This is a genomic window from Micromonospora luteifusca, from assembly GCF_016907275.1.
Lineage (GTDB): Bacteria > Actinomycetota > Actinomycetes > Mycobacteriales > Micromonosporaceae > Micromonospora > Micromonospora luteifusca.
On sequence record NZ_JAFBBP010000001.1, the window covers coordinates 1221479 to 1247140 of the forward strand.

At 71.9% G+C, this 25662-nt stretch carries 22 protein-coding genes; 6 read left to right on the forward strand and 16 right to left on the reverse strand.

From position 1 onward, the window contains the following. Positions 1-36 precede the first annotated feature (36 nt). From JOD64_RS05085 to JOD64_RS05105, 5 genes are all read right to left on the reverse strand, one after another. Positions 37-1353, reverse strand: a complete 1317-nt coding sequence (locus JOD64_RS05085) for an MFS transporter (protein ID WP_204941136.1) — start codon at positions 1351-1353, stop codon at positions 37-39. Further along, entirely contained in the window at positions 1350-1925 is a 576-nt protein-coding gene (locus JOD64_RS05090) for an ArsR/SmtB family transcription factor (protein WP_204941138.1), read from the reverse strand. The genes JOD64_RS05085 and JOD64_RS05090 overlap by 4 nt, the downstream gene beginning before the upstream one ends. Positions 1926-2035: 110 nt before the next feature. Continuing rightward, a complete protein-coding gene (locus JOD64_RS05095) occupies positions 2036-2917 on the reverse strand; it encodes a hypothetical protein (RefSeq protein ID WP_204941140.1) in 882 nt (293 codons plus the stop codon). A 157-nt stretch (positions 2918-3074) separates the two neighbouring features. After that, positions 3075-4754 carry a CocE/NonD family hydrolase gene (locus JOD64_RS05100; RefSeq protein WP_204941141.1) on the reverse strand — a complete coding sequence of 560 codons (1680 nt, stop codon included), beginning with the start codon at positions 4752-4754 and terminating at the stop codon, positions 3075-3077. A 3-nt stretch (positions 4755-4757) separates the two neighbouring features. After that, complete coding sequence (locus tag JOD64_RS05105) at positions 4758-5273, reverse strand: MarR family winged helix-turn-helix transcriptional regulator (protein ID WP_204945907.1); 516 nt, start codon at positions 5271-5273, stop codon at positions 4758-4760. Between the two features lie 123 nt (positions 5274-5396). Between JOD64_RS05105 and JOD64_RS05110 the strand changes: the two genes are divergently transcribed. Further along, on the forward strand, positions 5397-7523 hold the full coding sequence (locus tag JOD64_RS05110) for an MMPL family transporter (RefSeq protein WP_204941142.1): 2127 nt from the start codon (positions 5397-5399) through the stop codon (positions 7521-7523). A gap of 81 nt (positions 7524-7604) precedes the next feature. Here the strand turns inward: JOD64_RS05110 and JOD64_RS05115 are convergent, their stop codons facing one another. Together JOD64_RS05115 and JOD64_RS05120 are read right to left on the reverse strand one after the other, a co-directional pair. Continuing rightward, a complete protein-coding gene (locus JOD64_RS05115; RefSeq protein ID WP_204941143.1) occupies positions 7605-8480 on the reverse strand; it encodes a lytic transglycosylase domain-containing protein in 876 nt (291 codons plus the stop codon). A gap of 33 nt (positions 8481-8513) precedes the next feature. Continuing rightward, positions 8514-9932 (reverse strand): DedA family protein, encoded by a 1419-nt coding sequence (locus JOD64_RS05120; RefSeq protein WP_204941145.1) that lies wholly within the window; start codon positions 9930-9932, stop codon positions 8514-8516. Positions 9933-10065: 133 nt separating this feature from the next. Between JOD64_RS05120 and typA the strand changes: the two genes are divergently transcribed. Then, positions 10066-11934: a translational GTPase TypA gene (typA, locus tag JOD64_RS05125; protein WP_204941147.1), complete on the forward strand. Its 1869-nt coding sequence runs from the start codon at positions 10066-10068 to the stop codon at positions 11932-11934. A gap of 119 nt (positions 11935-12053) precedes the next feature. Beyond that, entirely contained in the window at positions 12054-12914 is an 861-nt protein-coding gene (locus tag JOD64_RS05130) for a serine hydrolase (RefSeq protein WP_204941148.1), read from the forward strand. Between the two features lie 68 nt (positions 12915-12982). Here JOD64_RS05130 and JOD64_RS05135 read toward each other — a convergent pair whose 3' ends face one another. Further along, positions 12983-13780: a tyrosine-protein phosphatase gene (locus JOD64_RS05135; RefSeq protein ID WP_204941149.1), complete on the reverse strand. Its 798-nt coding sequence runs from the start codon at positions 13778-13780 to the stop codon at positions 12983-12985. 44 nt (positions 13781-13824) lie between these two features. Between JOD64_RS05135 and JOD64_RS05140 the strand changes: the two genes are divergently transcribed. Together JOD64_RS05140 and JOD64_RS05145 are read left to right on the forward strand one after the other, a co-directional pair. Beyond that, positions 13825-14922 carry a mandelate racemase/muconate lactonizing enzyme family protein gene (locus JOD64_RS05140; RefSeq protein ID WP_204941151.1) on the forward strand — a complete coding sequence of 366 codons (1098 nt, stop codon included), beginning with the start codon at positions 13825-13827 and terminating at the stop codon, positions 14920-14922. A 60-nt stretch (positions 14923-14982) separates the two neighbouring features. After that, a complete protein-coding gene (locus JOD64_RS05145) occupies positions 14983-15909 on the forward strand; it encodes a C40 family peptidase (RefSeq protein ID WP_204941153.1) in 927 nt (308 codons plus the stop codon). Positions 15910-15946: 37 nt separating this feature from the next. Here the strand turns inward: JOD64_RS05145 and JOD64_RS05150 are convergent, their stop codons facing one another. The 3 genes from JOD64_RS05150 to pnuC all read right to left on the reverse strand — a co-directional run bounded on the left by JOD64_RS05150 (position 15947) and on the right by pnuC (position 19166). Continuing rightward, complete coding sequence (locus JOD64_RS05150; protein WP_204941154.1) at positions 15947-16945, reverse strand: TerC family protein; 999 nt, start codon at positions 16943-16945, stop codon at positions 15947-15949. Positions 16946-17271: 326 nt separating this feature from the next. Then, on the reverse strand, positions 17272-18393 hold the full coding sequence (locus JOD64_RS05155) for an AAA family ATPase (protein WP_239559416.1): 1122 nt from the start codon (positions 18391-18393) through the stop codon (positions 17272-17274). Between the two features lie 116 nt (positions 18394-18509). Beyond that, positions 18510-19166: a nicotinamide riboside transporter PnuC gene (gene pnuC / locus JOD64_RS05160; protein WP_204941156.1), complete on the reverse strand. Its 657-nt coding sequence runs from the start codon at positions 19164-19166 to the stop codon at positions 18510-18512. 82 nt (positions 19167-19248) lie between these two features. Between pnuC and JOD64_RS05165 the strand changes: the two genes are divergently transcribed. After that, entirely contained in the window at positions 19249-19542 is a 294-nt protein-coding gene (locus JOD64_RS05165; RefSeq protein WP_204941157.1) for an antibiotic biosynthesis monooxygenase family protein, read from the forward strand. 236 nt (positions 19543-19778) lie between these two features. Here JOD64_RS05165 and JOD64_RS05170 read toward each other — a convergent pair whose 3' ends face one another. From JOD64_RS05170 to JOD64_RS33415, 5 genes are all read right to left on the reverse strand, one after another. Further along, positions 19779-20636: a helix-turn-helix domain-containing protein gene (locus JOD64_RS05170; protein WP_204941158.1), complete on the reverse strand. Its 858-nt coding sequence runs from the start codon at positions 20634-20636 to the stop codon at positions 19779-19781. Between the two features lie 256 nt (positions 20637-20892). After that, entirely contained in the window at positions 20893-21261 is a 369-nt protein-coding gene (locus tag JOD64_RS05175) for a VOC family protein (protein ID WP_204941160.1), read from the reverse strand. A 74-nt stretch (positions 21262-21335) separates the two neighbouring features. Then, a complete protein-coding gene (locus JOD64_RS05180) occupies positions 21336-22235 on the reverse strand; it encodes a helix-turn-helix domain-containing protein (protein WP_307813243.1) in 900 nt (299 codons plus the stop codon). 85 nt (positions 22236-22320) lie between these two features. Beyond that, positions 22321-24429, reverse strand: coding sequence for an excinuclease ABC subunit UvrB (gene uvrB, locus JOD64_RS05185; RefSeq protein ID WP_204941161.1), 2109 nt, complete (start codon positions 24427-24429; stop codon positions 22321-22323). A 928-nt stretch (positions 24430-25357) separates the two neighbouring features. After that, positions 25358-25624 carry a hypothetical protein gene (locus JOD64_RS33415; protein WP_204941163.1) on the reverse strand — a complete coding sequence of 89 codons (267 nt, stop codon included), beginning with the start codon at positions 25622-25624 and terminating at the stop codon, positions 25358-25360. Positions 25625-25662: the final 38 nt, after the last annotated feature.

The window sequence follows — 25662 nt, forward strand, 5'->3', positions numbered from 1 at the left end:
ACGGCGGCCGGTTCTCCGGCCGCCGTCGCAGCGCACTCAAGACGCCGCCGGGGCGGCGGGCAAGTCCCGCCGCCTCCGGATTGGCCCCATCAACAGAATCAACGGGGTGAGCGCCAACCAGGCGGTCATCACTCCGATCGCTGTCTCGACGCCGTAGCGGGCGCCGATGGCACCCGCGAGCACGGCCGCCAGCGGGATCGTGCCGTAGTTGAGCAGTTGCATGCTCACCGTCACTCGGCCCAGCAGGTGGTGCGGCGTGTACGCCTGCCGGAAAGCGCCCTTGACCACGTTGCCGATGGCCACCCCAAGGCCGATCAGCACGCCGCCGAGTGCCGGCCAGATCAGCCCGACGCCGGGTGCGGCGAGCGGGATGAGCAGTGCGGGTGGGCCGGTGAGCACCGCCCCGAGCAGCAGTGCCCGGGCGGTGCCGCAGCGTCGGGCCAGCGTGGTGGCGAGCAGCGCGCCGATGATCCCGCCAACGCTCATCACGCCGACCAGCGCGCCCACCAGGCCCGGCTCCAGATGCAACTCGCGGACCAGGAAGACCACCAGGACGGCCTGGTAGCCGGTCAGACCGATGTTGCTGGCCGCGCCGAAGACCGTCAGCACCCGCAGGTACGGGTCCCGGGCGACGAAGCGAAGCCCCTCGGCGATGTCCTCGCGTAGTGCCCGGGATCGGTCTTCTCGGCGAACGCGTGGTTCGACGGTGCGGATCCGCAGCAACAGGACCGCGGAGAGCAGGAACGTGAGGGCGTCCAGCAACAGCGCGGCGACGGCACCGGTGAGCTGGGCGATCAGGCCGGCGAGGCCGGGTCCGACGACGTAGCTCGCGGTCTGGGTCGCCTGCAGCTTCGCGTTGCCCTCCGCCAGTTGCTCGGGTCGCAGCAGCACCGGCAGGTACACCTGGTCGGCGGTCTCGAAGAAGACCCGCGCGACGCCGGCGCTGAGGGCGACCACCAGCAGGTGCAGGACGGTGAGCCGGTCCAGTACGGCGGCCAGCGGCACGCTGAGGAAGGCCAGGGCGCAGAGCAGGTCGCAGACCACCATCACCGGTCGACGGGGCAGCCGGTCGACCCATGCGCCGGCCGGCAGGCCGATCAGCAGCCAGGGCAGCCAGGCCGCGGCGGTGAGCACCGCCACCTGGAAGGTGCCGGCATTGAGGACGGAGACCGCGACCAGGGGCAGCGCGACCGTGGTGACGTTGCTGCCGATGCTGCTGACCGCCTGACCGGCCCAGAGCAGCCGGAAGTCCCGGTGCCGCAGCAGCCCTCCGGCCCGGCGGCCCGGGGTCGGGGTCGGGGTCGGGGTCGGGGTCGGGGTCGGGGTCGGGCCGCTGCGGGTGTCGGCGGTCATGGGCGGGCCGGCACGCCGTGGACGAACACGAAGACCGGCCGGCGGTCGGCACCGTCGTCGGGCAGGTCGCGGTTGGCCCAGCGGGCGAGGAGGTCGATCATCTCGTGACTCAGCTCGGCCAACTCGTCTGGCGTGAGGCGCAGCCAGTGGTCGGTGGAGAACGGCGCGTCGTTCCAGGTGGCCTGCGCCGACTCGTCGGCGGCATGCCACGCCCGGGCCAGGGCGACGTGCCGGTCCAGGTTGAGCGAGGTGGCGGCGTCGGCGACCGCACGGGCGGCCGGGTCGGTGTCGAAGTCGGTGTTGGACCAGCGCAGCCCTCTGGTGACCAACCGCCACCAACGCTCGCGCCGATCCCGCGCCAACTCCGGGGCCTCGGTGACGAGGTCCGCGGCGGCGAGGACCTTGAGGTGGTGACTGACGTTCGCTGGCGCCTGGTCGATGCGGTCGGCGAGCTGACCGACGGTCGAGGGGCCGTGCACCTTGAGCACGTCCATCAGGCGGCGGCGCAGCGGGTGGGCCATCGCGGCCAGCACCCGCGAGTCGGTGATCTGGCGTACGTCGGGGCTGTCCATGACCCCAGAATCGCATCCGCAACAGCTATTGCGCAACAGTCATTGCCCAACACCTGTTGCGGATTGGCGACGCTGAGAGGGGCGACCCGGCGGCTACGGGCGCCCGTCGCTCAGGCGACCAGCCGGCGGGCCAGCTCGTCGGCGACCTGCTTGGCGATGGTGGGCGGGATCGCCGCCGCGATCTTCTCCGGCGTCAGCCCGGCCAACACGCCCTGGACGATCGCCGGCTCGTCGGTGAAGTCGCGGTTCGACAGCGCGTCGATCGCCGTCTGCAGCGCGGTGAGCTGCTTCGTCATCGCCTGCAGGTTCCAGTTGCCGATCACCGGGGCACCGGTGTCGTCCCGACCCTCCGCCATCCGGGTGTAGATCTGTCCGATCGGGTTGCGACCGTCCAGCACGGTGAGGTTCTTGTGCACGGTGGCCAGCCAGTTGTGTTCTTCGGGGGTCATGTCGTCGTCCTCCAGGAGTCCGATGGAGCTGAGGTAGCGGCGGAACACTGGCCGCTGGTCGCGGCCGGCCTTGATGGCGTCCCGAAAGAAGCTGAAGTGGGTGTGCCAGCGGTGCGAGCTGTCGCCGGTGCTGCGCTTGCCGAGGCGGTCCCACCGCTTCACCGTGGAGCCGTCGGGGCTATAGATGATCTCGCGGATGTCCCGGGTGTCCGCCGCGTTCGCGGCGCACTGCCCGACACACCAGAGCGAGAAACTGGACAGGGTGTGCGTCCGACCACCGGAGCGGACCTCGAAACCGCCGACGTCCAGCGCCGCCGCGTCGAGGGTCAGGCCGGCCCGGTCCCGGGGTGACTCCACCACCGAGTAGTCGTTGGTGACCACCCGGTCCGAGCCGCAGTGGTAGCCGCCCCGGTGGGCCGGGTCGCCGACGATGCCGACCTCCGCCGGCTCCAGATCGGCGGCGCGGACGGTGTTCGGGTCGACGTTGAGGTGGGTGAGAAGCAGGCTTCGGACGGCCAACAGGTTAGCCGGGGCCCGAGTCATGGGGTCCCCTCTCTGATGGGCGGGGACCGGGCACGACATCACACCGCGTACGCGATGCTGGGCTTTGGACGAGCCCGGTCTGCTGATGCACGGCGCCGGGCGTTGACTCAACCATAGCCCGCAATTTGGGTGAACGCCCAGCTCAGGACGTGTCTGTTCAGATTGGAGGCTGCGGTGGGGCAGAGTGGACGATCGGCAACAGCAGTGCCGAGGGGTACGCGGGTTCGTGCAGAACCTGCCGCCAACCGGCACGCAGCGTCACCGCCGTACCGAGGGGTGCGCCGGTGCCGGGGTTACGCGCCCACCGCGGATGGGCGCCACCGGCGACCTGCACCCGCAGCCGGTGTCCGGCTGCGAACCGGTACGCCGTCGGCCAGATCGGCACCGGGACCGTCCGCACTCCCCGGGGATCGGCGGGGAAGCGCTCGGGGGTGACCCGCACCAGACCGTCGCAGACGTTCCACGAGCGACCTCGACGGTCCACGTCGCACAGTCGAACGAAGACGTCCAGGTACGGCAGGTCGGAGCGGACGTGGATCTCAGCGCGTACCGGACCGATCACCTCGATCGGGCCGGTCAGCGGGGCGCTGGTGTAGGTCAGCACGTCGGGGCGGGCCTCGACGTGCCGGTTGTCCACCGGGCCGGCCCGCTTGGCGACCAGCAGCGGCCCGCCCAGTGACGGGGTGGGGTCGGCCGGGTCGTACCGGAACTCGTCCGGCGCCGACGCAACCGGCCGGCGCACCGCCAGCTCACCACCCGGGTGCAGGTGCCACGCGGTCTCGACCGCCGGCGGTGGCCAGTCCGGCAGGTCCCGCCAGCCGCCGCCGGGACCACTGACGTACAGCCGGACCGGGGTGGTGGTGTCACGCGAGGGCCGACCGGCCGGCGCCGCAGCCGTCAGGTGCTCGTCGAGCCAGGCCAGCCCCTCCCGCAGCGCGGCCACGAACAGTCCGGGGCTGCCGTGCGTCCAGGGGCCGATCACCAGGCGTGGCTGCGCACCGGCGGCCCGCAGGGTGGCGTGGTCGTCGAGCTGGGCCGGCAGGAAGATGTCGTGCCAACCGCTGACCATGACCACCGGCGCCCGCACCAGGGGCACCCGGTCGGCGAAGACCCGGTTCCGCCAGTACCCGGCCTCCGGGGTGTGGTGGCGCAGCCACTCCTGAAAGAACGGGATGGTCACACCGGTGGCCACCCGGTCGGCGTCCACGAGTGGCAGGTGTACGAGCGCGGCGGCCAGCCGCGGCTGGCCGCGCTTGAGCTCCCACTGCCGGGCCAGCCACGGCACGGTCTGCGCGTGCAGCAACTCCGCCCAGGTCAGCACGGTGTCCAAGGCGAAGGACTCCCCCGCGTACGTCGAGTCCCGGGTGGCCGAGGCGGTCACCACGGCGACCATCGCGCGCAATTCCTCGCCGGCGTCGGCGGCCAGCGCCCACTGCGCGAACCCCTGGTAACTGACCCCGAACATGCCGAGTTGGCCGGACCACCAGGGCTGGCGACGCAGCCAGTCCAGGGTGTCCAACCCGTCGTCGCGCTCGTGCACCAGCGGGGCGAATGTCCCACCGGAACCACCGGTGCCCCGACAGGACTGGATCACCGCGTGCCGGCCCCGCGCGGCGAGCAGCCGGCCGAGCAGTCGCAGCGGTCCGCCCCGCCCGTACGGGGTACGGATCAACACGGTCGGCGCGTCCCGGACCTTCGGGGCGTAGTGATCGGTGCGCAGCACCACACCGTCGCGGGCCCGGACCGGAAGGTCGCGAGTGACCCGCACCGGGCCGGAGCGTGTCGGTGGCAACCGCAGCGCGACGCCGGCGAGGCGGGTGACGAGCCGGTCCGGCACGGGTCAGCCCGTCGACCGGCGGGACGACTCGGGCCGGGCGGCGCGCACCGCGTCGCGGTGTCCCCGCAGCGACTCGCTCATCTCCGCCACGAACCGGTGCACCACCTCCAGCTCGTCCTCGCCGAAGCGGGCCATCACCGTGTCGGTCCGGGCACCCAGTGGCTGAAAGAACTCCATGGCCAGGGCAGCCCCCTGGTCGGCGTAGTGCAACAGCACCTTGCGGCGGTCGACGGTGTCCCGGTCCCGGCGGATGTGGCCGGCCCGCTCCAACCGGTCGATCAGGGCGGTCACCGAGCCGGAGGAGAGGTTGAGCTGCTCACCGAGGCGGCCGGGGGTGATCGGGTCACCGAGTAGTTCGGCGTCCATCACCGCGATCAACGCCTGCAGGTCGGTCGGGTTGAGTCCGTGCAGGTTGGCGAAGGCGTGGCCGACCTGCTGGGCGTCCACCGCGTACCGCCGGAGGTTGTTGGTGATCTCCGCGACCAACTGCTCGCGGCGCGTTTCGCGCCGCCGGTACATGCCGTGAGTCGCCACCTCGCGCCGCTCTTCCCGTCGTCGGTCCCCCGGGTTGCAGCATAGAACAGCCCTCGATAATCTCGGCCATCAAGATACTCGTGGCTCAAGGGACCTTGGGGTCAGCTGATGTCTGTGTTCACCAGAGTCACCCGCGGCCGGTTGGCCGCCTGGCTCACCGTCGCCGCCGCGATCGTCGTCGGCGCGGCCATCTTCGGGATGCCCCGACCGGACAACCCGGCGCCGGTCTCCGCGACCGGTCTCTCCGTGCGGTGGCAGTCGACCCAGGTGCAGCGTCTGCAGGACCAGCTCCCGTCCCGTGACGTGCAGCCGGCCATCGTGGTGGTGAGCCGCGGCGACGGCGGCGCGCTGAGCGAGGCCGACCGGACCACCGTCGGCGCCCGCGCCGACGCCCTGCGCAGCTTCGCGGTGGGCGGGCAGGTCAGCCCCCTCCAGATCTCCCCGGACGGCACGGTCGCCCTCGTCGCCGTGCCCCTCGACACCGCCGGCGGACAGGAGGACGTCACCGAGACGGTCACCCAGCTACGCGCCGCGCTGGCCGACCTGCCCGACAGCCTGACCGTCGAGGTGACCGGCGCCCCGGCCTTCACCGCCGACCTGTCCTCGGTGTTCGAGGGCGCCGACGTCACCCTGCTCGCGGTGACCGCCGCCGTGGTCGCGTTGCTGCTGCTGATTACGTATCGCAGCCCGTTCCTGTGGATCGTCCCGCTCGTGGTGGTAGCGGTGACCGAGCAGATCACCCTGCGCGCGGTGGACACGATCGTGCCGGCCGTCGGGATCAACCTCCAACAGGGCCAGGTCACCGGCATCGCCAGCGTGCTGGTCTTCGGCGCCGCCACCGACTACGCCCTGCTGCTGATCGCCCGCTACCGCGAGGAGCTGCGGCGCGAGGAGGACCGGTTCGTCGCGATGCGCGCCGCGTTGCGCCGTACCGCCGAACCCATCCTGGCCAGCGGCGGCACCGTGGTGCTCGGCGTCCTCACCCTGCTGCTCAGCGAGCAGGAGACGAACCGGGCACTGGCGGTGGCCTGCGCCACCGGTGTGGTCTTCGCCATGCTCTCGGCGCTGTTCGTGCTCCCCGCCGTGCTGGTGCTCCTCGGTCGGCGCCTGTTCTGGCCGTTCGTACCCCGGGTCGGTGGCCCGGTCCGGGAGGGTCGGCTCTGGGGCCGGATGGGCGCCGCCGTGGAACGCCGCCCGGTCGTGGTCGCGGTGCTGGCCACCCTGCTGCTCGGCGGCCTTGCGCTGGGTGGGCTCGGTATCCGCACCGGCCTGTCCGAGACCGAGCAGTTCCGGGCCGAGCCCGAGGCGGTCACCGGTGCGCAGACCCTGGCCCGCGCGTTCCCTGCCGGCAGCACCCAGCCGGTGGCCGTGCTCACCAACCCGACGGCCGTCCGAGCGGTCACCGAGGCCGCCAGCGCCGTGCCCGGGGTCGCCTCGGCACGCCCCGGTGACGCGGGTGCGGCCGTTGCCCAGGTCGACGTGGTGCTGGACGCCGAGCCGGGCACCACCGCCGCGGACCGCACCATCGGGGCGCTGCGTGCGGCGGTCGCCGCGGTCGGCGGCTCCGCGCCGCCCGCCGTCGAGGGCGCCGACCCGCCGTCCGGTGCGCTCGTCGGCGGCACCGTGGCGGCCACCTACGACTCGGAGAAAGCCAACGACTCCGACCTGCGGCTGATCCTGCCGATCATCCTGTTGCTGGTCGGCGCCGTGCTCGTGCTGCTGTTGCGTGGCCTGCTCGCACCGGTGCTGCTGGTGCTCACCGTGATCGCGTCGTTCTTCGCGAGCCTCGGCGCGGCATGGCTGCTCTTCGACCACGTGCTGGGCTTCCCGGCACTGGACAGCGGGGTGCTGCTGCTCGCCTTCGTGTTCCTGGTCGCACTCGGGGTGGACTACAACATCTTCCTGGTCACCCGGGCCCGGGAGGACGCCCGCAGCGTGGGCACCCGCGAGGGGATGCTCTCCGCTCTGCAGGTCACCGGTGGGGTGATCACGAGCGCCGGCGTGCTGCTCGCCGCGGTGTTCGCCGTGCTCGGCGTGCTGCCGCTGATCACGCTGACCCAGATCGGCATCATCGTCTGCATCGGCGTCCTGCTCGACACCCTGCTGGTCCGCACGGTCCTGGTCCCGGCGCTGGCGTTCGTGCTCGGCGACCGCTTCTGGTGGCCCGGCCGGATCACGCGGGAGCGCCGGGCGGACCCTCCGGTGTCGCCGGAGCCGGTCGCCGCTCGCGACTGACCAGCACCCACCGCCCCGACCGGGGCCGTGGTCACTCCGCCCCGACCGGGGCCGTGGTCACTCCGCCACGGCCCGGTCGGGTCAGTACTCCAGGCAGACGCACTCGCTCATCAACGCCCGCACGTTACGCACGTACGACGGGTTGGGGATGGTCAGTGGCTCCCCCTCCTGCGCCACCGCCCCATGCCCGAAGTTGTACGCGGCGATGACCGCGTTGAGCAGGCAGGAGTTCAGCTCGGCGGTGCACAGGGCCGGGTCGAGGCGGAAGTCGGATTCGAAGTACATCTCGCCGATGTACCTGGTCGCCCAGGCCAGATAGGTGGCGCCGAGATAGGCGTTGTCCCGGTAGTCGTCGATCTGGTAGCTCTTCTCGAACCGTTGGTTCATCCAGGTCGCGGTGGCCGGCATCACCTGCATCAACCCGACGCCGCCGTCGCAGGCGTAGATGTTGGACTGCCAGCCGCTCTCCTGCCACGCGGTGGCCTTGAGCAGGCTGAGCGGAATCTTGATGTCCTTCGCGGAGACCGGCCAGTAGATGCGGTCGGCCGCGTCGGTCAAGGCGGCCTTCACCTCGGCGCGGGTCGCCTGGGTGCCCTCGTAACTCGGCTTGCAGGAGCTCGGCGCCGGCTTCGGCGGGGCCGGCGGGACGTTGGTCTCGGTGGGCGGCTTCGCCACCGCGAGCGGCTTCGGCGCCGTGCGGGTCGACTTCTTCGTCGGCTTCGCGGTCGGGGTCGCACGGCGACTCGGCGCGGCACCCATCGACTCCACGGCGCTCACCGACGGGCTCGGCTCCGCGGTGACCTCATCGGTGGGGGCGTCCGTCGGCGCATCGGTGACCGCGACCGGAGCGGTCAGGTCCTGTGGGCTCTCCCCCTTGGCGGCGCAGCCGACCAGCGCACTCGCCAGCAGGAGCCCGGCGAGCACCGCAGCGCCCGGCCGACCGGTCCGTCGAAACATGTCGATGCCTCCCCGTGTGATCGTCGCCGCACCCTAGCAAGGCTCCACCGGTCGGCGGTGCCCCTGCGACGGCGGCCGGGCCTGATCAACGTGCTGTTCCCGATCCCCCACCGCCCGGTCCCGGGTGGCCCAGGCGACGATGAACACCACGGTCCAGAGCACCCCGAGCAGCACCGCCGCGGCGGTTCCGCTCGCCGTCTCCAGCCCGAGGTAGAGCCGCGCGCCGCCGATTCCGAACACCCCCGCGGCGGCGGTTGTCCAGGCGGCCACCGCCACCGGCCAGCGGGCGCTTCGCGACACCAGCCAGGCCAGGGTGCAGAAGCTCGCCGCGACCACGGCGTTCTGAGTCGAGAGCGGGACCGCTTCCCCGCCACCCGGTGCGCTGCCGTGCGGCCCGGTCACCTCGGCCACCACGGCCAACACCACCAGCGGCACGAAGGCGCCCACCGTGCCGACCACGCTGAGCAGGTCCGCGCGCCAGGGCCGGTTGCGCCACGCCAGCACCGCGGCGACCAGCGCCACCAACACGATCAACACCCACCCTCGTACCACCGACACCACGAGCATCGTGGCGTCGGCGGCGCCCGGGGTACGCCTCGCTGCGAACCAGCCCGCGACGGCGTCGTCCAGGGCGGCCAGCCCACTGTTGCGGATCGCCACGGCGAGCAGCCCGGCGATGGCGAGCCCGGCAGCGAAGAGCAGCAGCAGCCCGGCGGCCAGATTGAGCAGCAGCGTCCAGGCCGGCCCGATCCGCATGGCCACCAGGAAGAACAGCACACCGTAGCGGGCTGTGAGCCAGCGCACCGGCGGCAGCGCGCCCGCCCGGGACAGCAGGGCGCGTACCGGGTCGGGGTTGCGGCCCAGCCACCGGCCGGCGAGCACGACTCCCAACAGACCGGCCAGCAGCAGCAGCGCCACGCCGGTGGCGCGACCGAGCAGCCGGGAAACCGTGTCGTACGACTCACCGGCGAGGTGACCGAGCAGGACCGAGCCGCCCACCCAGGTCACCACTCCGGCCAGGTTCCACGGCGCGAACCGCCGGTACGGCATGCCGGCCGCGCCGGCCAGCCGAGGTACCAGGGTGCGGGCGAAGGCCACCCAACGGGCGGCGAACACGCCCCGCCCACCGAGCCGGGCGAGCATGGCGTCGGCCCGGGTCCATCGCTCGGGCCCGACCCGGTGCCCCAGCCCGGCACGCAGCCGGGGCCCGTAGCGCCGTCCGGCGCGGAAGGCCAGCCCGTCACCGAGGACCGCCGCGACGATCATCGCGAGCAACGCCGGCCCGAGTCGCAAGGTACCGTTGTAGGTGAGGAAGCCGACGAGCAGCAGGGTAGCCTCACCCGGCACGAGCAGGCCGAAGATCACCGCGGTCTCGCCCGCCACGATCAGCGCGGCGACCAGGTAGATCCACAGGGCGGGCAGGCCCTGCACCCAGGTCAGCAGGTCATGCACTCAGGCCCCCGGAACACGGGAGTCAGCATGCCAGCCGGGGGAACGACCCGGACAGCAGTTTCACCATAGATCAGGGGCACCTGGGGGTGACCCCGACGCAGCCTGCGCGAGCGCAGGCGGAAGGATAGAGGGTATGCAGCTTCGCACGGACCTCCGCAACGTCGCCATCATCGCTCACGTCGACCACGGCAAGACCACCCTGGTCGACGCCATGTTGCGGCAGGCCGGCGCGTACGGCGCACGGGGCGAGAACACCGAGCGGGTGATGGACTCCGGGGACCTGGAACGGGAGAAGGGCATCACCATCCTGGCCAAGAACACCGGCGTGCGCTACCTGCCGGCGGACGGCTCGGACCCGGTCACCATCAACATCATCGACACCCCCGGCCACGCCGACTTCGGTGGCGAGGTGGAGCGCGGCCTGACCATGGTCGACGGCGTGGTGCTGCTCGTCGACGCCAGCGAGGGCCCGCTGCCGCAGACCCGCTTCGTGCTGCGTAAGGCGCTGCGCGCCCGGATGCCGATCATCCTGGTGATCAACAAGGTGGACCGCCCCGACGCTCGGATCAAGGAGGTCGTGGACGACACCTACGAGCTCTTCCTCGACCTGGACGCCGACGAGGAGCAGATCGACTTCCCGATCGTCTACGCCTGCGCCCGCGACGGCATCGCCTCGCTGACCCAGCCCGCCGACGGTTCGGTGCCCGACGACAGCACCTCCCTGGAGCCGCTGTTCCGCACCCTGCTGGACACCATCCCGGCACCCGCGTACGAGGACGACGCACCGCTGCAGGCGCACGTCACCAACCTCGACGCGTCGCCGTTCCTCGGCCGACTGGCGCTGTGCCGGGTCCGCCAGGGCACCATCAGCAAGGGCCAGACGGTGGCCTGGTGCCGCACCGACGGCAGCACCCAGCGGGTCCGCATCTCCGAGATGCTGATGACCGAGGGCCTGGAGCGGAAGCCGGCCGAGACGGCCGGTCCGGGTGACATCATCGCCGTCGCCGGCATCCCCGAGATCATGATCGGTGAGACGCTGGCCGACGCGGAGAACCCGGTGGCTCTGCCGCTGATCACGGTCGACGAGCCGGCCATCTCGATGACCATCGGCACCAACACCTCGCCGCTGGTCGGCCGGGTCAAGGGCGCCAAGGTCACCGCCCGGATGGTCAAGGACCGGCTCGACAAGGAGCTGGTCGGCAACGTGTCGCTGCGTGTGCTGCCCACCGAGCGTCCGGACGCCTGGGAGGTGCAGGGCCGCGGTGAGCTGGCGCTGGCCATCCTGGTCGAGCAGATGCGCCGGGAGAGCTACGAGTTGACCGTCGGCAAGCCGCAGGTGGTCACCCGGGAGATCAACGGCAAGATCTGCGAGCCGGTGGAGCGGCTGACCATCGACTCCCCGGAGGAGTACCTGGGTGCGATCACCCAGCTGCTGGCGACCCGCAAGGGCCGGATGGAGCAGTTGGTCAACCACGGCACCGGCTGGATCCGGATGGAGTGGCTGGTCCCGGCGCGTGGTCTGATCGGCTTCCGCACCGAGTTCCTCACCGACACCCGCGGCACCGGCATCCTGCACCACGTCTTCGAGTCCTACGAGCCGTGGTTCGGCGAGCTGCGTACCCGCAACAACGGCTCCCTGGTCGCCGACCGGGCCGGTGCGGTCACCGCCTTCGCGATGATCAACCTGCAGGAGCGCGGTCAGCTCTTCGTCGACCCGACCACCGAGGTGTACGAGGGCATGATCGTCGGGGAGAACTCCCGCTCCGACGACATGGACGTCAACATCACCAAGGAGAAGAAGCTCACCAACATGCGGGCGTCGACCTCCGACGAGACCGAGAAGCTGGTCCCGCCGCGCAAGCTCTCCTTGGAGCAGGCCCTGGAGTTCTGCCGCGAGGACGAGTGCGTCGAGGTCACCCCGGCCACGGTGCGCATCCGCAAGGTGGTGCTCGACCAGCAGCAGCGGGGCCGCGCCGCCGCCCGCCGCAAGCACGCCGGCTGACCGCAGCAGCACCCGACACCGGGCGCGTCGACCGCTTGCGGTCGACGCGCCCGTCCGTTTCCGGCAGGGGTACGCGGGCCGCTCCGACCGTCCGCCGCTGATCGGCTACGGTCACCGGCATGACCTGGGATGATCTCGACGCCCACCTGGACCGGGTGCCCGGCACCGTCTCGGCGTACGTGGGCCGGCTCGACGCTCCGCCGACGTGGACCCGCCACGTGGACGCCGCCCACTATGCCGCGAGCACCATGAAGGTGGGCGTGCTCGCCGCGCTGCACCGCGCCGCTGAGGCCGGCACGCTGGACCTGGACGTCCCGATCCCGCTCGTCAACGAATTCGACTCCGCCCAGCCGGGCGCACCCCGGTTCTCCTGCGCGCAGCACTACGACAACGACGACGCGGTCTGGGACCGGTTGGGTTCCACGGCGACGCTGCGCTGGCTGGCCGACCGGATGATCGTGCGCTCCAGCAATCTGGCCACCAACCTGGTCATCGGGCACGTCGGGCTGCCCGCGGTGGCCGAGGTGTGGGCGCTCGCCGGTGCCCGCAACAGCGTCACGGGCCGGGGCATCGAGGACTTCGCCGCCCGCGACGCCGGCATCACCAACGTGGTCACCGCCGCCGACCTGGCCGCCCTGCTCGGCGCCCTGGCCTCCGGGGCGGGCTCCCCCGGCAAGCTCGCCTCGCCAGCCGCCTGCTCGGCCATGCTGGACGTCCTGCTCGCTCAGGAGCACCGCGAGGACCTGGCCGCCGGGCTGCCGGAGGGCACCCGCATCGCGCACAAGAACGGTTGGGTGCGCGGAGTGCGGCACGGCGCCGGCGTGGTGCTGCCCGACGACGCCCCGCCGTACCTGATCGCCGTCTGCACCACCACCGACCCGTCCGGCGGCGACGCGGGCGACGACGAGGACGAGGACGACGCCTGCCTGCTGATCGCGCACGTCTCGGCCCAGGTCTGGGCCGCACGCCACCAGCTCTGACCCCGCGCGAGCCGAGTCCGGCCAGCCCTCGGAGCTGTTGATCGGCGCCGGGGTGGCCGGCGCGCCGATCACTCCAGCAACTGCGCCCGCAACGCCGTGCGGGTCTCGTCGGTGATCCCGAGCCCGTCGCGCAGGTACGCGTCGAACGAGCCGTGCACCCGGCGTACCTCGTCGTAGGCGGCGTCGAGGTACTCGTCGCGGACCTCCAGCACCGGCAGCACCGCGTCGACGTCCAGGTCGGCGTGCCGCCGCCGCATCGCCTCGACGATCACCGCGCGCAGACTCTCGGTCAGGGCGTTGTTGCGCAGGTAGTCGGAGCGGATCGCCGCCTCGTCCACCCCGAGCGCCGTCAACAGGACGACGGTCAGCCAGCCGGTGCGATCCTTGCCGGCGGAGCAGTGGTAGACCAGCGGCAGGTTCTCCGGCTGGGCGGCCAGCCGCACCGCCTCGGCGAAACCGACCCGCGCCGAGGCGCCGGTGACGAACCACCGGTAGATCGCCGCCATCGCCCCCGCCGTGCCCTGTCGGGCCAGCTCCGCGTACGCGTCGAGGTCGTGGCCGAGCAGCACCGCCGAGACGTACGTGAAGACCGGGTGCTCCGGGTCGTGCACCGGGAGGTGCACCACCCGGGGTTCACCGACCAGCCGATCCGTCGGGGCGACCGCGATCTCGGAGGAGTCGCGCAGGTCCAGCACAATTGCCGGGCCCAGCTTCGCGAGCACCGGCAGGTCCTCGTCGGTCAGCCGACCCAACGCCGGAGTACGGATCAGTTGCCCGACGCGGACCCGCCGCCCGTCGGCACCGATGAGCCCGCCCAGGTCCCGTGCGTTCGGTGCGCCCACCAACTCCCAGCCCTGCCCAGCCATCCGGTGTCCCCTCCCGCCGTGTGCCTGCGTATAGGGTGCCGCACATGACGATCTCGGCGGTACGCACCCACCGGGTTACTGCCCCCTTACACACCCCATTCGTCACCGCACTGCGCCGCACCACCACGGTGGACACTCTCGTCGTCGAACTGATCGATGCCGACGGCCGGTCCGGCTTCGGCGAGGCGCCCCAGGTCTGGCAGGTCACCGGCGCGTCGGTGGCCGGCGCGCAGGCGTGCGTGCGCGAGCTGCTCGGCCCACTGCTGATCGGTCGCGACCCGGACGACCTGGTGGCCCGTTGCGCCGAGGTGCAGCGCGCCGCGGCTGGCAACGAGGCGGCGAAGGCGGCGGTGGACGTCGCTCTGCACGACCTCGCCGCCCGGCGGTTGGGCGTACCCCTGGTGCGGTTGCTCGGGGGCACCTCGCTGCGGGTGCCGACGGACGTCACGCTGGCGGCGGGCGACGCGGTGGACCTGGCGGCGGCGGCGCGGCAGCGGCAGGCTGACGGGTTCGGCGTCCTGAAGTTGAAGGTCGGCACCGACGCGGCCGGCGACCTGGACCGGGTGCGGGCCGTCCGTGCGGCCGTCGGCCCCGGGGTCCGGATTCGGCTCGACGCCAACCAGGGCTGGACGCCCCGGGAGGCGGTCCGGGTGATCCGTGGCATCGAGGACGCCGGGCTCGACGTGGAGCTGGTCGAGCAGCCGGTGGTCCGCTGGGACCTGGACGGGTTGGCCTGGGTCAGCGACCGGGTGTCCGTGCCGATCCTGGCCGACGAGGCGGTCTTCGGGGTCCGCGACCTGGTGGAGGTGATCCGCCGTCGGGCCGCTGACCTGGTCAACGTCAAGCTGGCCAAGTGCGGCGGGTTGCAACCGGCGCGTACTCTCCTCGAGCTGGCCACCGCCCACGGGCTCGGCACGGTGGTTGGTTCGATGATGGAGAGTCAGGTCGGCATCGGGGCGGCGGCGAGTCTGGTCGCCGCCTATGGCACCACCGCGGTGGCCGACCTGGACGCCGCCTGGTGGCTGGCCTGGTCGCCGGTGCAGGGCGGGATCCGCTACGACGGGTCGACCGTGGTGCTGCCGAATGCCCCTGGCCTGGGCATCTCCGGGATTGCTGAAGCAAAGGTGCAGGCCAGCAGTTGATGATCGACGGTTTCTTTCATAGGGTTTCTCCTGGACAGCCGACACGATCTGGGGGTTGACGTGGAGCTGCAACCGGGCCGTGAGGCCGTCGTACGGGTCGCGGTGGCAACACTGTGGACCTCCCCCGAGTCGGTCCGGCCGGTCGACCGCCCGGCGCTGACCGCCGGAGCCGACATCCCGGCCTGGGTCTCCGGTCTGAACACCGACCAGCAGGTCGGCGACTGTGTGCTGAGCCAACTCCTGCTCGGCGAGCGGGTTCTGGTCAGCGAGTTGCGCCCGGACGGCTGGGCCCGGGTCGTCGCCGTCGAGCAGCCGGCCGCCAAGCTGGACCCGCTCGGCTACCCGGGTTGGCTCCCCGCCGACCAGCTGGCCGCGGTCGACCCGGCCACCCGCACCGACACCGACCACCCGCTGGTGGTCGACGCCACCGTCACCGGTCTGCACGCCGAGCCGAATGGCCCGGTGGTGCTGCCCGGCGTGGTCGTCGGCACCCGCCTGCTCCCGGCCGGCCCCGCGCGCGACGGCTGGCGGCCGGTGCACGTCCCCGGACGGGCCGCGCCGCTCTGGCTGCTCGACGACCACCTGGTCCCGGCCCCGGCCGCGACGCCGCCCGCCGAGCAGGCGCTCGCGGTGGCGCAGCGGCTGCTGGACGTGGTCTACATCTGGGGCGGTCTCTCCGCGCACGGCATCGACTGCTCGGGGCTCGTGCACCTGGCCTGGCGGCGATTCGGAGTGCTGCTACCCCGCGACGCGGACGACCAGGCCGTAGCCACCACCCCGCTGGCGCTGGGCGCGGAACGCCCCGGCGATCTCTACTTCTTCGCCCGGCCCGGCCGCAAGATCCACCACATCGGCATCGTCACCGCCATACCCGGCGACGACGGTCAGCGGCGGATGCTGCACGCCTGCTACCGGCGGCGGCGGGTCATCGAGGAGCCACTGCCCGCCGATCGGACCGCCACGCTGGTCGGCGCACACCGGGTCTGACCGGCCGGGCGCGCATCCGCACCCGGCCGGTACCCGGTCAGCGTCGGGCGTCAGCCAACTCGCGGCGCCGGTCCCGGGAGGACTTGATCAGGCTGGCGGCGGTGGCGACACCCAGGGTGCCGATGATGACCAGCAGGGACAGCCAGATCGGGATGTGCGGCGCCCAGCCGACGTGCTCGCCACCGTTGATGAACGGCAGGTTGTTGTCGGCCAACGCCTCCAGCACCAGCTTGACCCCGATGAAGCCGAGCACGACGGCCAGGCCGTAGCTGAGGTAGATCAACCGGTCGAGCAGGCCACCGAGCAGGAAGTAGAGCTGACGGAGGCCCATCAGCGCGAAGACGTTCGCGGTGAAGACCAGGTACGGCTCCTGCGTGATGCCGAAGATCGCCGGGATCGAGTCCAGGGCGAAGATCAGGTCGGTGGTGCCGATCGCGATCATCACAATCAGCATCGGGGTGAACAGCCGCTTGCCGGTCGCGTGGGTGGTGAGCTTCGCGCCGTCGTACTCCTTGGAGATCGGCAGCGCCTTGCGGCTCCACCGGATCAACACGTTCTCGGAGAACTCGTCCTCGTCCGGCTCACCCTGGCGGGCCAGGTTGACCGCCGTGTAGATCAGGAACGCGCCGAAGATGTAGAAGACCCAGGAGAACTGCGTGATCAGCGCCGCACCGGCGGCGATGAACCCGCCACGCATCACCAGCGCCAGCACGATGCCGACGAGCAGCACCTTCTGCTGGTACTGCCGAGGCACCCCGAAGCGGGCCATGATGATCACAAAGACGAAGAGGTTGTCCACCGAGAGGCTGTATTCGGTGAGCCAACCGGTGTAGAACTGCCCCGCCGCGCTGGCGCCCGAGGTCAGCCAGACACCGGCTCCGAAGAGCAGGGCAAGACCGACGTAGAAGGCGACCCAGAGGCTCGACTCCCGCACACTCGGCTCGTGCGGACGCCGACCGATGATCAACAGGTCGACGAGCAGGACCGCAGTCAGTGCGACAAGCGTCCCCGCCCACACCAATCCGGACACGTCCAACGTTCATTCCTCCGGCAGACACGCGGCGTCGGGCACACCGTACGCCCCCGTGGGGGCCGGCGTGCCGCTGTCGCTCACTCTGGTGACTGTCGGAGGTCTCTTCCGCCGCCACCCCTTGTCGGGGCGGCGACCTACGGGGCCGGGTCGGCCGCCGTTGTTCCGGCGATCGACCGTGCTGACGACTCCGTCGCGGGGGAATACTCCCCTCCTCGGTGACCATTGTTGCCCACCACGCCCCGTGATCACACCCCGGGCAGCCGGTGTCGCTGGCCACCCGTCGGCGGGGAACAACGCGCGCGCCACACCCGCTCGGCCGTCCTAGGAGGCTAGTGCAAGTCGGGGGCGGCGATCGGATCGGCCAGCGACATGTCGGGGGCGGTGATCGGATCGGCCAGCGACCAGCCGGCGGCGAGCAGGTCGTCGCAGGCCCGCACCGCCCGGGTCAGTCGCTCGGCGTGCGACCCGACCAACTCCACGACCGGCACGCCGCATCCCGCCAACTCGGCACGGAACCGCTCGGTCATCCAACTCCGCAGGTGCTCGCCGTCGCGCAACCCGTCATCGGTGAAGGGCACATCCCGGTGATCCGTCAGCAGGTACAGCGCCGGCCGGCGGGCCGCCGCCCGCACCTCCGGCGACGCGCTGCCCAGGTAGCGCTCCTCCCAGACCGCCGTGGCCCGCGCGTCGGTGTCGCAGACCAGCAGCGGCCCGCTCGTCCGGGCCGCCACGTCCTCAGCAGCCTGCTGCTCGCGGACCACCGTGCGAAAGTCGTCCCGGTCCCAGGTGACGTCGAAGACCGTCGCCTCCGGTGTGCGCTCGCGCAACCGGGCCAGCTTGCGGGCGGTCAACTCCCGGCCATACTCCGGCACCCACGGCGTGCCGTAGTGCGCCGCGAGCGCGGCGGCCATCGTGGTGGTGCCCGTCGACTCGGCGCCGACCACCACCACCCGGCGCACGAACCAGGCGCGCACCGGCGGACTCAGCCACCGCCAGTGGCCCGCCGGGTCCGCGCGGACGGCCGTCCCGGACACCGGAACGGTCCGCCGATCCGGATCCACCCCCACGGGTACGGCAGCGAAGCGACGAGCCAACTCCGCGCCGTACGCCTCGGAGGAGAAGACCGCATCCACCCGCCCGGACCCGACCGCCTCGCGGAACACCGCGCAGTGCGCGTCCCAGACGGTCGGGTCGGCGTAGTCCACCGGGTGGTCGTCGTAGCGCCCGACGAAGCGGACCCACGGCGTGCCCGAATGCACCTCCCGCAGCCAGTCCAGCCGCAGCGCGAGCGGAATGGACTCCCGCCGCGAGGGCGCCACCACGACGGTGACCGTGGCGCAGCGGGCGGCGGCAGCCTCGATCAGCGCGTGGTGCCCGGCGTGCGGCGGGTAGAACTTCCCCACCACCATCCCGTGGCCGAACTCCGGGGACCGCGCCGGCTGGCGCGGCATCGCCGGCTGGCCCGGTGTTGCCGGTTGGCCCGCAGGCTGGCCCGGCGTCGGCGGCTGGCCCGGTGTCGCTGGCGCTGGTTGGCGTGGTGTCGGCGGACGCCCCGGCACGTCGGCGCTCACGCGGTCACCGGGGCCGGGCCGGGTGGGACAGGGGTCGGCCGGTCGATCCGACGCAGGTCGGCCCGCCAGGCGCGCAGCCCGAGCACGCACAGGGCGAGGAAGACGAGGTACAGGACAGCGGTCAGGTGCAGCCCCTTGTACGCGTACAACGGGATGTAGATCAGGTCTGCGGCGATCCAGAGCCACCAGCTCTCCACCCGCTTGCGGGTCTGCCCGTACGTCGCCAGCAGGGACAGCACCGTGGTCAACGCGTCCGGCAACGGCACCGTCGAGTCGGTGGCCCGGTCCAACAGGGCCCACAGCCCACCGGTCAGCAGCACCCCGACGACGAGCAGCACCAGCCACTCCCGTCGCCCGGTCCGGCTCACCAGGAGACGGCTCCGCCGCTCGCCACCGAACAGCCAGTGCCACCAGCCGTAGCAGCCCAGCGCGACGTACACGACCTGGAGCCCCGCGTCGGCGTACAGGCCTGCGGTCCAGAACAGCAGCAGGAGCAGCAGGACGTTGGCGATGCCGATCGGCCAGTTCGCGATCTTCTGCCGGGCCACCAACCACACGTTGAGCCCACCGGTCACGAACCCCAGCAGTTCCGCCCACGTGGTGCCCGCACCGGCCACCTGGAACGCGGTGCCGGTGAGCCAGTCAATGATCACGATGCCACCCTAGGGGCACCGTCGACACCGGAACAGACCCCGCGTCGCCGCCGGCCCTGCCCACCGTGGGAGGCTTTCCGACATGGTGCTTGAGGTCGCGCTAATCGACGTACTGCCCGGACACGAGGACGCGTTCGCCGCCGCGTACGCCGAGGGTCACCCCGTGCTCGCCGGGGCAACCGGCTGCCGGTCCGTGCGGATGACCCGGGGAATCGAGTCTCCGACCCGCTTCGTGCTGCTGGTCGAATGGGACTCGGTCGAGGCACACGAGGAGAACTTCCGGGCCACCGATCGGTTCGAGCAGTGGCGGGCGCTGATCGGGCCGCACTTCGCCGGGCCGCCCCTGGTCGAGCACTTCCTCGACGTGCCGGCCTGATTCGACGCGCCCGGCCCGTTTCGCCGTTCCGGCCTGGTTCAGGGTGCCGGCCCGTTTCGCCGTCCCGGCCTGGTTCAGGGTGCCGGCCTGGTTCAGGGTGCCGGCCGTGTCGACGTGTCGGCTGAGCGACGCTGTCGTACCGCACGGTTATCGTGCCCTGCGCACGCGCCGGCCGCCGGTCCCGACGGGCTCGGGGGCGCCGGGCCCGGTGGCCGCGCGGCGCGCCGCCGTGGGCCTTATTCGCCGGCGCGGCGGGCCAGCGCGGTGACCGTCTCCTCCGCTGACAGTGCGGCCGCCAGCAACGCCTCGGTCATCCGCTCGTAGCGGTCGACGTCGAGCACCGTGGCCAACCGGACGTCGGTCGTCAACGCTTCGATCATCACCGTCCGCGGGTCCGCCGGGTCGGGAAAGGCATAGCAGGAGTACGGCGTGAGCGGGTGCAGGCCGCCACCGGCCGCCCCCGGTGGCAGCAGCCGCACCGTGACATGGGACAGCCCGGTCACAGTGACCAGGTGCCGCAACTGTTCCCGCCAGACCGCCACCGGAAGGTCACCCCGGTCGCAGACGGCCGCGGCGAGCACCGCCGTGTAACGCGGCGGGTAGGCCCGTCTCAGCACCTCCTGCCGCAGCGCCCGGGCGCGCACCTCCGCCTCCACGTCGACCTCCGGCGTGAGCTGGGCGCCGGCCGCGACCAGAACCCGGGCGTACGCGGGCGTCTGGAGCAGCCCCGGCACGACCGTCGGCTGGTACTCGACGATCTCGGCGGCACCCGCCTCCAACTCGGCGTAGGTGCGCTGCCGTTCGCTCATCTCGCCCAACGTCTTCCACCAGCCTCGGCTGGTCGCCGCGTCCCGGGCGATCACGATCAGCGCGTCCCGGGCCGGCGTCGGCACCTTGTAGATGTCCAGCAGATCGAGCACATCGGCCAGATCCGGACGGCTCTGACCCAGCTCGATGCGGGACAGTTTCGACGTCGAGGCCCAGCCCAGCCGGTCGCAGACCTGCTCCAGGGTCAGCGCCTCGCGCCGACGTAGTTGGCGCAGTTCTGCGCCCAGACGTACACGTCGAATGACAGGACTCGTTGGCAGCGGCATCCCGGCCTCCCCATCGAGGGAGACTACGCAGGACGATCACCCAGTGCAATAGCTCGCTCGCTCACCGCAATCAGGGCATTCGGCGCGGTCGCCCGATCGGACCGGCCCGGACCTGCGCCTCGACCCGTCGGCGGGCGGTGCCAGGCGGGGAGTCTGGGCCGGTGCGGGAGGCCCTCGCCGGCCCGGCCGGGTCCCCATGCCAGGCGTGCCCGGCTCAGGGCCAGACCGGCCCGGCTCAGGGCCAGACCGGCCCGGCTCAGGGTCGGTAGGTGCCGAAGGCCCAGACGTTTCCGGCCAGGTCGCGGGCGGCGTAGTCGCGGGAGCCGTAGTCGGTGTCGAACGGCTCTCGGGTGATTTCGGCACCGGCCGCGCGGGCCTGAGCGCAGTGGGCGTCGACGTCCGGCACCGCCACGTAGACCGGGCAGTCGTCGTCGGCCGGCCGGGGTTTCGCGTCGGCCCGACCGCCCAGCATGATCATGCCGGTGTCGAGGACGAGTTCGGCGTGCGCGACCGTGCCGTCCGGTGCCTCGTGCACGGCGTGCACCTGGAAACCGAAGGCGGAGCAGAGCCAGTCGATCGCGGAGCGGGCATCGGGGTAGCGGATGACGGGATAGACGGTTCGCATGACCCATTCTGCGGCTGGCGGGCCCGCTCCGGATTGGACGAATGTGACCTCGGCGGGTCGCCCACTGAGTGGTGTCAGCCGCCCATCGACCGGGCGGCGAGCAGCGCGGCCGGAGTCGCCCCCGCGAACTGGTGAAAGTCCCGGATCAGGTGGGACTGGTCGTAGTAACCGCATCGCGCCGCCACCGCGGCCCAGTCGACGGCCCGTGTCACGCCGGGCGATCCCGCACCAGCCGCGGACTCGGTCGGCGGCCCGGCACCCGTCCCGGCCACCGCATTCGGCCCGATGGTCGCGCCCACGTCGGTCAGTGCCGCGTACGCCTGCTGGAAGCGCAGCAACCGGGCGACCATCTTGGGCGGCAGCCCGACGTCCTGCCGGAACCGGGACGCGAGGTGCCGCCGGCTCCAGCCCAACTCGTGGGCGAGCACACCCACACCCCCTTGCCCACCACAGGCGACGAGCCATCGCCACGCCCAGTCCAGCCGGGCGTCCACCGGCGGGGACGCCGCAAGCCGGCCGGCGAGCACCCGGTCGAGCAGGGCGAACCGGTCCGGCCAGCCCGCCGTCTCGGCGAGCCGGTCGCGCAGCCGATCCAACCAATGGCCCGGGAGCTGCCCGACGCCCACGGCCCGGTTGGTCAGCTCGCTCAGCGGCAGACCGAGGAGCCGGCGGGCGGTCAGTGGGGCGAGCAGCAACTCGACGCCCTCCCCCACACCCACCGTGCGTGTGGTGCACCAGCCGTCGAAGGTGCCAGCCACGAACGAGTCGACCTTCGTGGCCCCGCGCTCTGCGTTGCGCGGGTCGGTCACGTCCAGCGGAGCACCCCAACCAAGGATCAGCACCACGAACACGCCCGCCGACTCCCGCCGGACCAGCGGCACGTCGGCCCGTTCCCGGTAGCCGACGTACCGATCGACGAACGGACGCAGCCGGACGTCGGGCAGCCCAAGAACCATCTCCCCGACCGGTGCCACCGCCGTCACCCTCGCCCGCCCTTCGCGCGCCCCGGCCGGCCGCGCCCAAGCGGAGCGCTCGTCGTGGCCAGCCGGGTGGTGGCCGTTACTTCACGCCGGCGGCGTCCATGCCGCGCAACTCCTTCTTCAGGTCGGAGACCTCGTCACGGATCCGGGCCGCCAGCTCGAACTGCAGCTCGCGGGCGGCGGCCAGCATCTGGTCGTTGAGCTCCTGGATGAGCTGGGCGAGGTCGGCGCGGGCCATCCCCTCCCGTGAGGTGGTGGTCGCGGCGGACCGGCTCCGGCTGCGGGTCTCCTTGACCGGCGCCTTGCCGCGGGACAGCTGACGCACCGCGCCCCCGACCCGGGAGTTTTCGGTGTCCTCGGCCTCGCGGTAGATGTCGTCCAGAATGTCGTGGATCTTCTTACGCAACGGCTCCGGGCTGATCCCGTGCGCCTCGTTGTGCGCGATCTGCTTGGCCCGGCGCCGATCGGTCTCGTCGATCGCCGCCGCCATCGACGGGGTGATCTTGTCGGCGTACATGTGCACCTGACCGGACACGTTACGGGCGGCCCGCCCGATGGTCTGGATCAGCGACCGGCCACTGCGCAGGAAGCCTTCCTTGTCGGCGTCGAGGATCGCCACCAGCGACACCTCGGGCAGGTCCAGACCTTCACGGAGCAGGTTGATGCCGACCAGCACGTCGTAGTCGCCCTTGCGCAGCTCGCGCAGCAGCTCCACCCGACGCAAGGTGTCGACCTCCGAGTGCAGGTAGCGCACCCGGATGCCGTTTTCCAGGAGGTAGTCGGACAGGTCCTCGGCCATCTTCTTGGTCAGCGTGGTGACCAGGACCCGCTCGTCGCGATCGGTGCGCAGTTTGATCTCGTGCATCAGGTCGTCGATCTGGCCCTTGGTCGGCTTGATCACGACCTCCGGGTCGACCAGACCGGTGGGCCGGATGACCTGCTCGACGAACTCGCCCTGGGCCTGCTCCATCTCCCACGTCCCGGGGGTCGCGGACAGGTAGACCATCTGGCCGACCCGCTCCAGGAACTCGTCGAAGCGCAACGGTCGGTTGTCGGCCGCGCTGGGCAGCCGGAAACCGTGGTCGATGAGCATCCGCTTGCGGGACGCGTCGCCCTCGTACATGCCGCCGATCTGCGGGATGGTCACGTGCGACTCGTCGACCACAGTGAGGAAGTCGTCGGGGAAGTAGTCGAGCAGGGCGTGCGGCGGGCTGCCGGGCAGCCGCCCGTCCATGTGCATCGAGTAGTTCTCGATGCCGGAGCAGAAGCCCACCTGCCGCATCATCTCGATGTCGTAGGTGGTGCGCATGCGCAGCCGCTGCGCCTCCAGCAGCTTGCCCTGCCGCTCCAGCTCGGCCAGCCGCTCGGCCAACTCCACCTCGATGTCACGGATCGCCCGCTCCATCCGCTCCGGACCGGCCGCGTAGTGCGTGGCCGGGAAGATCACCAGCTGGTCGACCTCGCGGACCACGTCACCGGTCAACGGGTTGAGGTAGTAGAGCTTCTCCACCTCGTCACCGAACAGCTCGATCCGGATCGCCAGCTCCTCGTACGCCGGGATGATCTCGAGCGTGTCACCGCGGACCCGGAAGGTGCCCCGCTGGAAGGCCATGTCGTTGCGGGTGTACTGGATGTCGACCAGCCGGCGCAGCAACTGGTCGCGGTCGAGCTCCTGCCCGATCTGCACCCGGACGGCCCGGTTGAGGTATTCCTCCGGGGTGCCCAGGCCGTAGATCGCCGAGACGGTGGCCACCACGATCACGTCGCGGCGGGTGAGCAGCGACATCGTCGCCGAGTGCCGCAGCCGCTCGACCTCCTCGTTGATCGAGGAGTCCTTCTCGATGTAGGTGTCGGTCTGCGGGATGTACGCCTCGGGCTGGTAGTAGTCGTAGTACGAGACGAAGTATTCGACCGCGTTGTGCGGCAGCAGCTCACTGAACTCCTTGGCCAACTGCGCACAGAGCGTCTTGTTCGGGGCGAGCACCAGGGTCGGGCGCTGCAGCCGCTCGATCAACCACGCCGTGGTGGCGCTCTTGCCGGTGCCGGTCGCGCCGAGCAGCACGGTATTGCGGTCACCGCGCCGAACCCGACGCTCAAGATCATCGATGGCTGCGGGTTGGTCGCCGGCCGGCTGGAAATCACTGACGACCTGGAAGCGGCTGTCGAGCCGGGGAATGTCGAGCGCCATGCCAACAACGGTACGCCGGAGGTCCGACAGGAACGGCCGTCACGCCAGGTACGTGACCGGCTTCAATATTCCCATTGTGTGGCACATGTCACCGGGACTACCCTCTCCATGTAGGCCGCTCGCGGCGGCCGACCGGGCCGGTGGCCAGGCCGTCATCACGGCCGGCCACCCCCGGCACTGCGGTCGCAGCACCCGGCTTGTCCGGCGTGCGCACCCGTGTGGTCGCGCTCGAGGCGCAGACCGGCCGCCGCGAGCGCCCCTACTCGTCACCCCGGTGCCTCCCCGCCCGTTTCATCTCCGTGGACACCTCTGCGACCCCGTCTCCCGACACCACCACCCCCAGGGGCACACCGCCCGGCGCCAAGCCGCCCGGTCCCACGCCGCCCGGCGCCAAGTCACCCGGTTCCGAGCCGTCCAGCGCCAAAGCGTCCGGTGCCAAGCCGTCCGGTCCCGAGCGGTCCAGCACCAAAGCGTCGGGCGCCAAGCCGTCCGGTCCCGAGCGGTCCAGCACCAAAGCGTCCGGCGCCAAGGCTTCTGGTCCCGAGCGGTCCAGCACCAAAGCGTCCGGCGCCGAGGCTTCTGGTCCCAAGCCGTCCAGCACCAAGCCGTCGGGTGCCAAGGCACCGGGTGCCAAGGCACCGGGTGCTGAGCCCTCCGGTGCCGAGCCCTCCGGCACCACGTTCTCCCGTGCCACGCGGCCCGCTGCCAAGCCAACCGGCGCCGACCCCTCCGGCACCAAGCCCTCCGGTACCGCGCCGTCCGGTGCCAAGCCGCCCGCTGCCAAGCCGTCCGGTGCGAAGCCGTCCGGTGCCAAGCCGTCGGGCGGTGGGAGTCCCGGATTTCTCCGCGGCGGGATTGCCAAGTTGCCGGGTGCCCCCAGTGCCGCGGCAGGTGCCGGAGCCGTCCGGCCGGGGCGTGGCACCGGGCGTCACCGCACAGGATCGGCCCGCGCGTCCGCAGCCTTCCCGAGCACCGCCAGCGGGTCCACCACCAGCCGACCCGCCACCGACCGACCGGCCACCGACCGACCGGCCACCACAGATCGGCCCGCCGCCGCCCACCGAACCGCCGCCGCCAGCCGAACCCCTGCCGCCCGAACCGCCGCCGCCCGCCGAGCCACCCCCGCCAGCCGGGGACCCGAGAAGTCCCCGACCACCACGCGTCCCGAGGGCACCGCCGACACGGCCGCCGACACCGCAGGTCCGGCCCCGGCCAGCCGCCGCAGACGTACCC

Excerpts from the sequence above, each read along its gene's own strand:
- typA (WP_204941147.1), top strand. The coding sequence starts at position 10,066 with ATGCAGCTTCGCACGGACCTCCGCAACGTCGCCATCATCGCTCACGTC.
- JOD64_RS05135 (WP_204941149.1), bottom strand. The coding sequence starts at position 13,780 with ATGGCTGGGCAGGGCTGGGAGTTGGTGGGCGCACCGAACGCACGGGAC.
- JOD64_RS05085 (WP_204941136.1), bottom strand. The coding sequence starts at position 1,353 with ATGACCGCCGACACCCGCAGCGGCCCGACCCCGACCCCGACCCCGACC.
- JOD64_RS05170 (WP_204941158.1), bottom strand. The coding sequence starts at position 20,636 with ATGCCGCTGCCAACGAGTCCTGTCATTCGACGTGTACGTCTGGGCGCA.
- JOD64_RS05110 (WP_204941142.1), top strand. The coding sequence starts at position 5,397 with ATGTCTGTGTTCACCAGAGTCACCCGCGGCCGGTTGGCCGCCTGGCTC.
- JOD64_RS05105 (WP_204945907.1), bottom strand. The coding sequence starts at position 5,273 with ATGTACCGGCGGCGCGAAACGCGCCGCGAGCAGTTGGTCGCGGAGATC.
- JOD64_RS05090 (WP_204941138.1), bottom strand. The coding sequence starts at position 1,925 with ATGGACAGCCCCGACGTACGCCAGATCACCGACTCGCGGGTGCTGGCC.
- JOD64_RS05115 (WP_204941143.1), bottom strand. The coding sequence starts at position 8,480 with ATGTTTCGACGGACCGGTCGGCCGGGCGCTGCGGTGCTCGCCGGGCTC.
- JOD64_RS05155 (WP_239559416.1), bottom strand. The coding sequence starts at position 18,393 with ATGCCGCGCCAGCCGGCGCGGTCCCCGGAGTTCGGCCACGGGATGGTG.
- JOD64_RS05130 (WP_204941148.1), top strand. The coding sequence starts at position 12,054 with ATGACCTGGGATGATCTCGACGCCCACCTGGACCGGGTGCCCGGCACC.
- JOD64_RS05095 (WP_204941140.1), bottom strand. The coding sequence starts at position 2,917 with ATGACTCGGGCCCCGGCTAACCTGTTGGCCGTCCGAAGCCTGCTTCTC.
- JOD64_RS05140 (WP_204941151.1), top strand. The coding sequence starts at position 13,825 with ATGACGATCTCGGCGGTACGCACCCACCGGGTTACTGCCCCCTTACAC.
- uvrB (WP_204941161.1), bottom strand. The coding sequence starts at position 24,429 with ATGGCGCTCGACATTCCCCGGCTCGACAGCCGCTTCCAGGTCGTCAGT.
- JOD64_RS05165 (WP_204941157.1), top strand. The coding sequence starts at position 19,249 with ATGGTGCTTGAGGTCGCGCTAATCGACGTACTGCCCGGACACGAGGAC.
- JOD64_RS05175 (WP_204941160.1), bottom strand. The coding sequence starts at position 21,261 with ATGCGAACCGTCTATCCCGTCATCCGCTACCCCGATGCCCGCTCCGCG.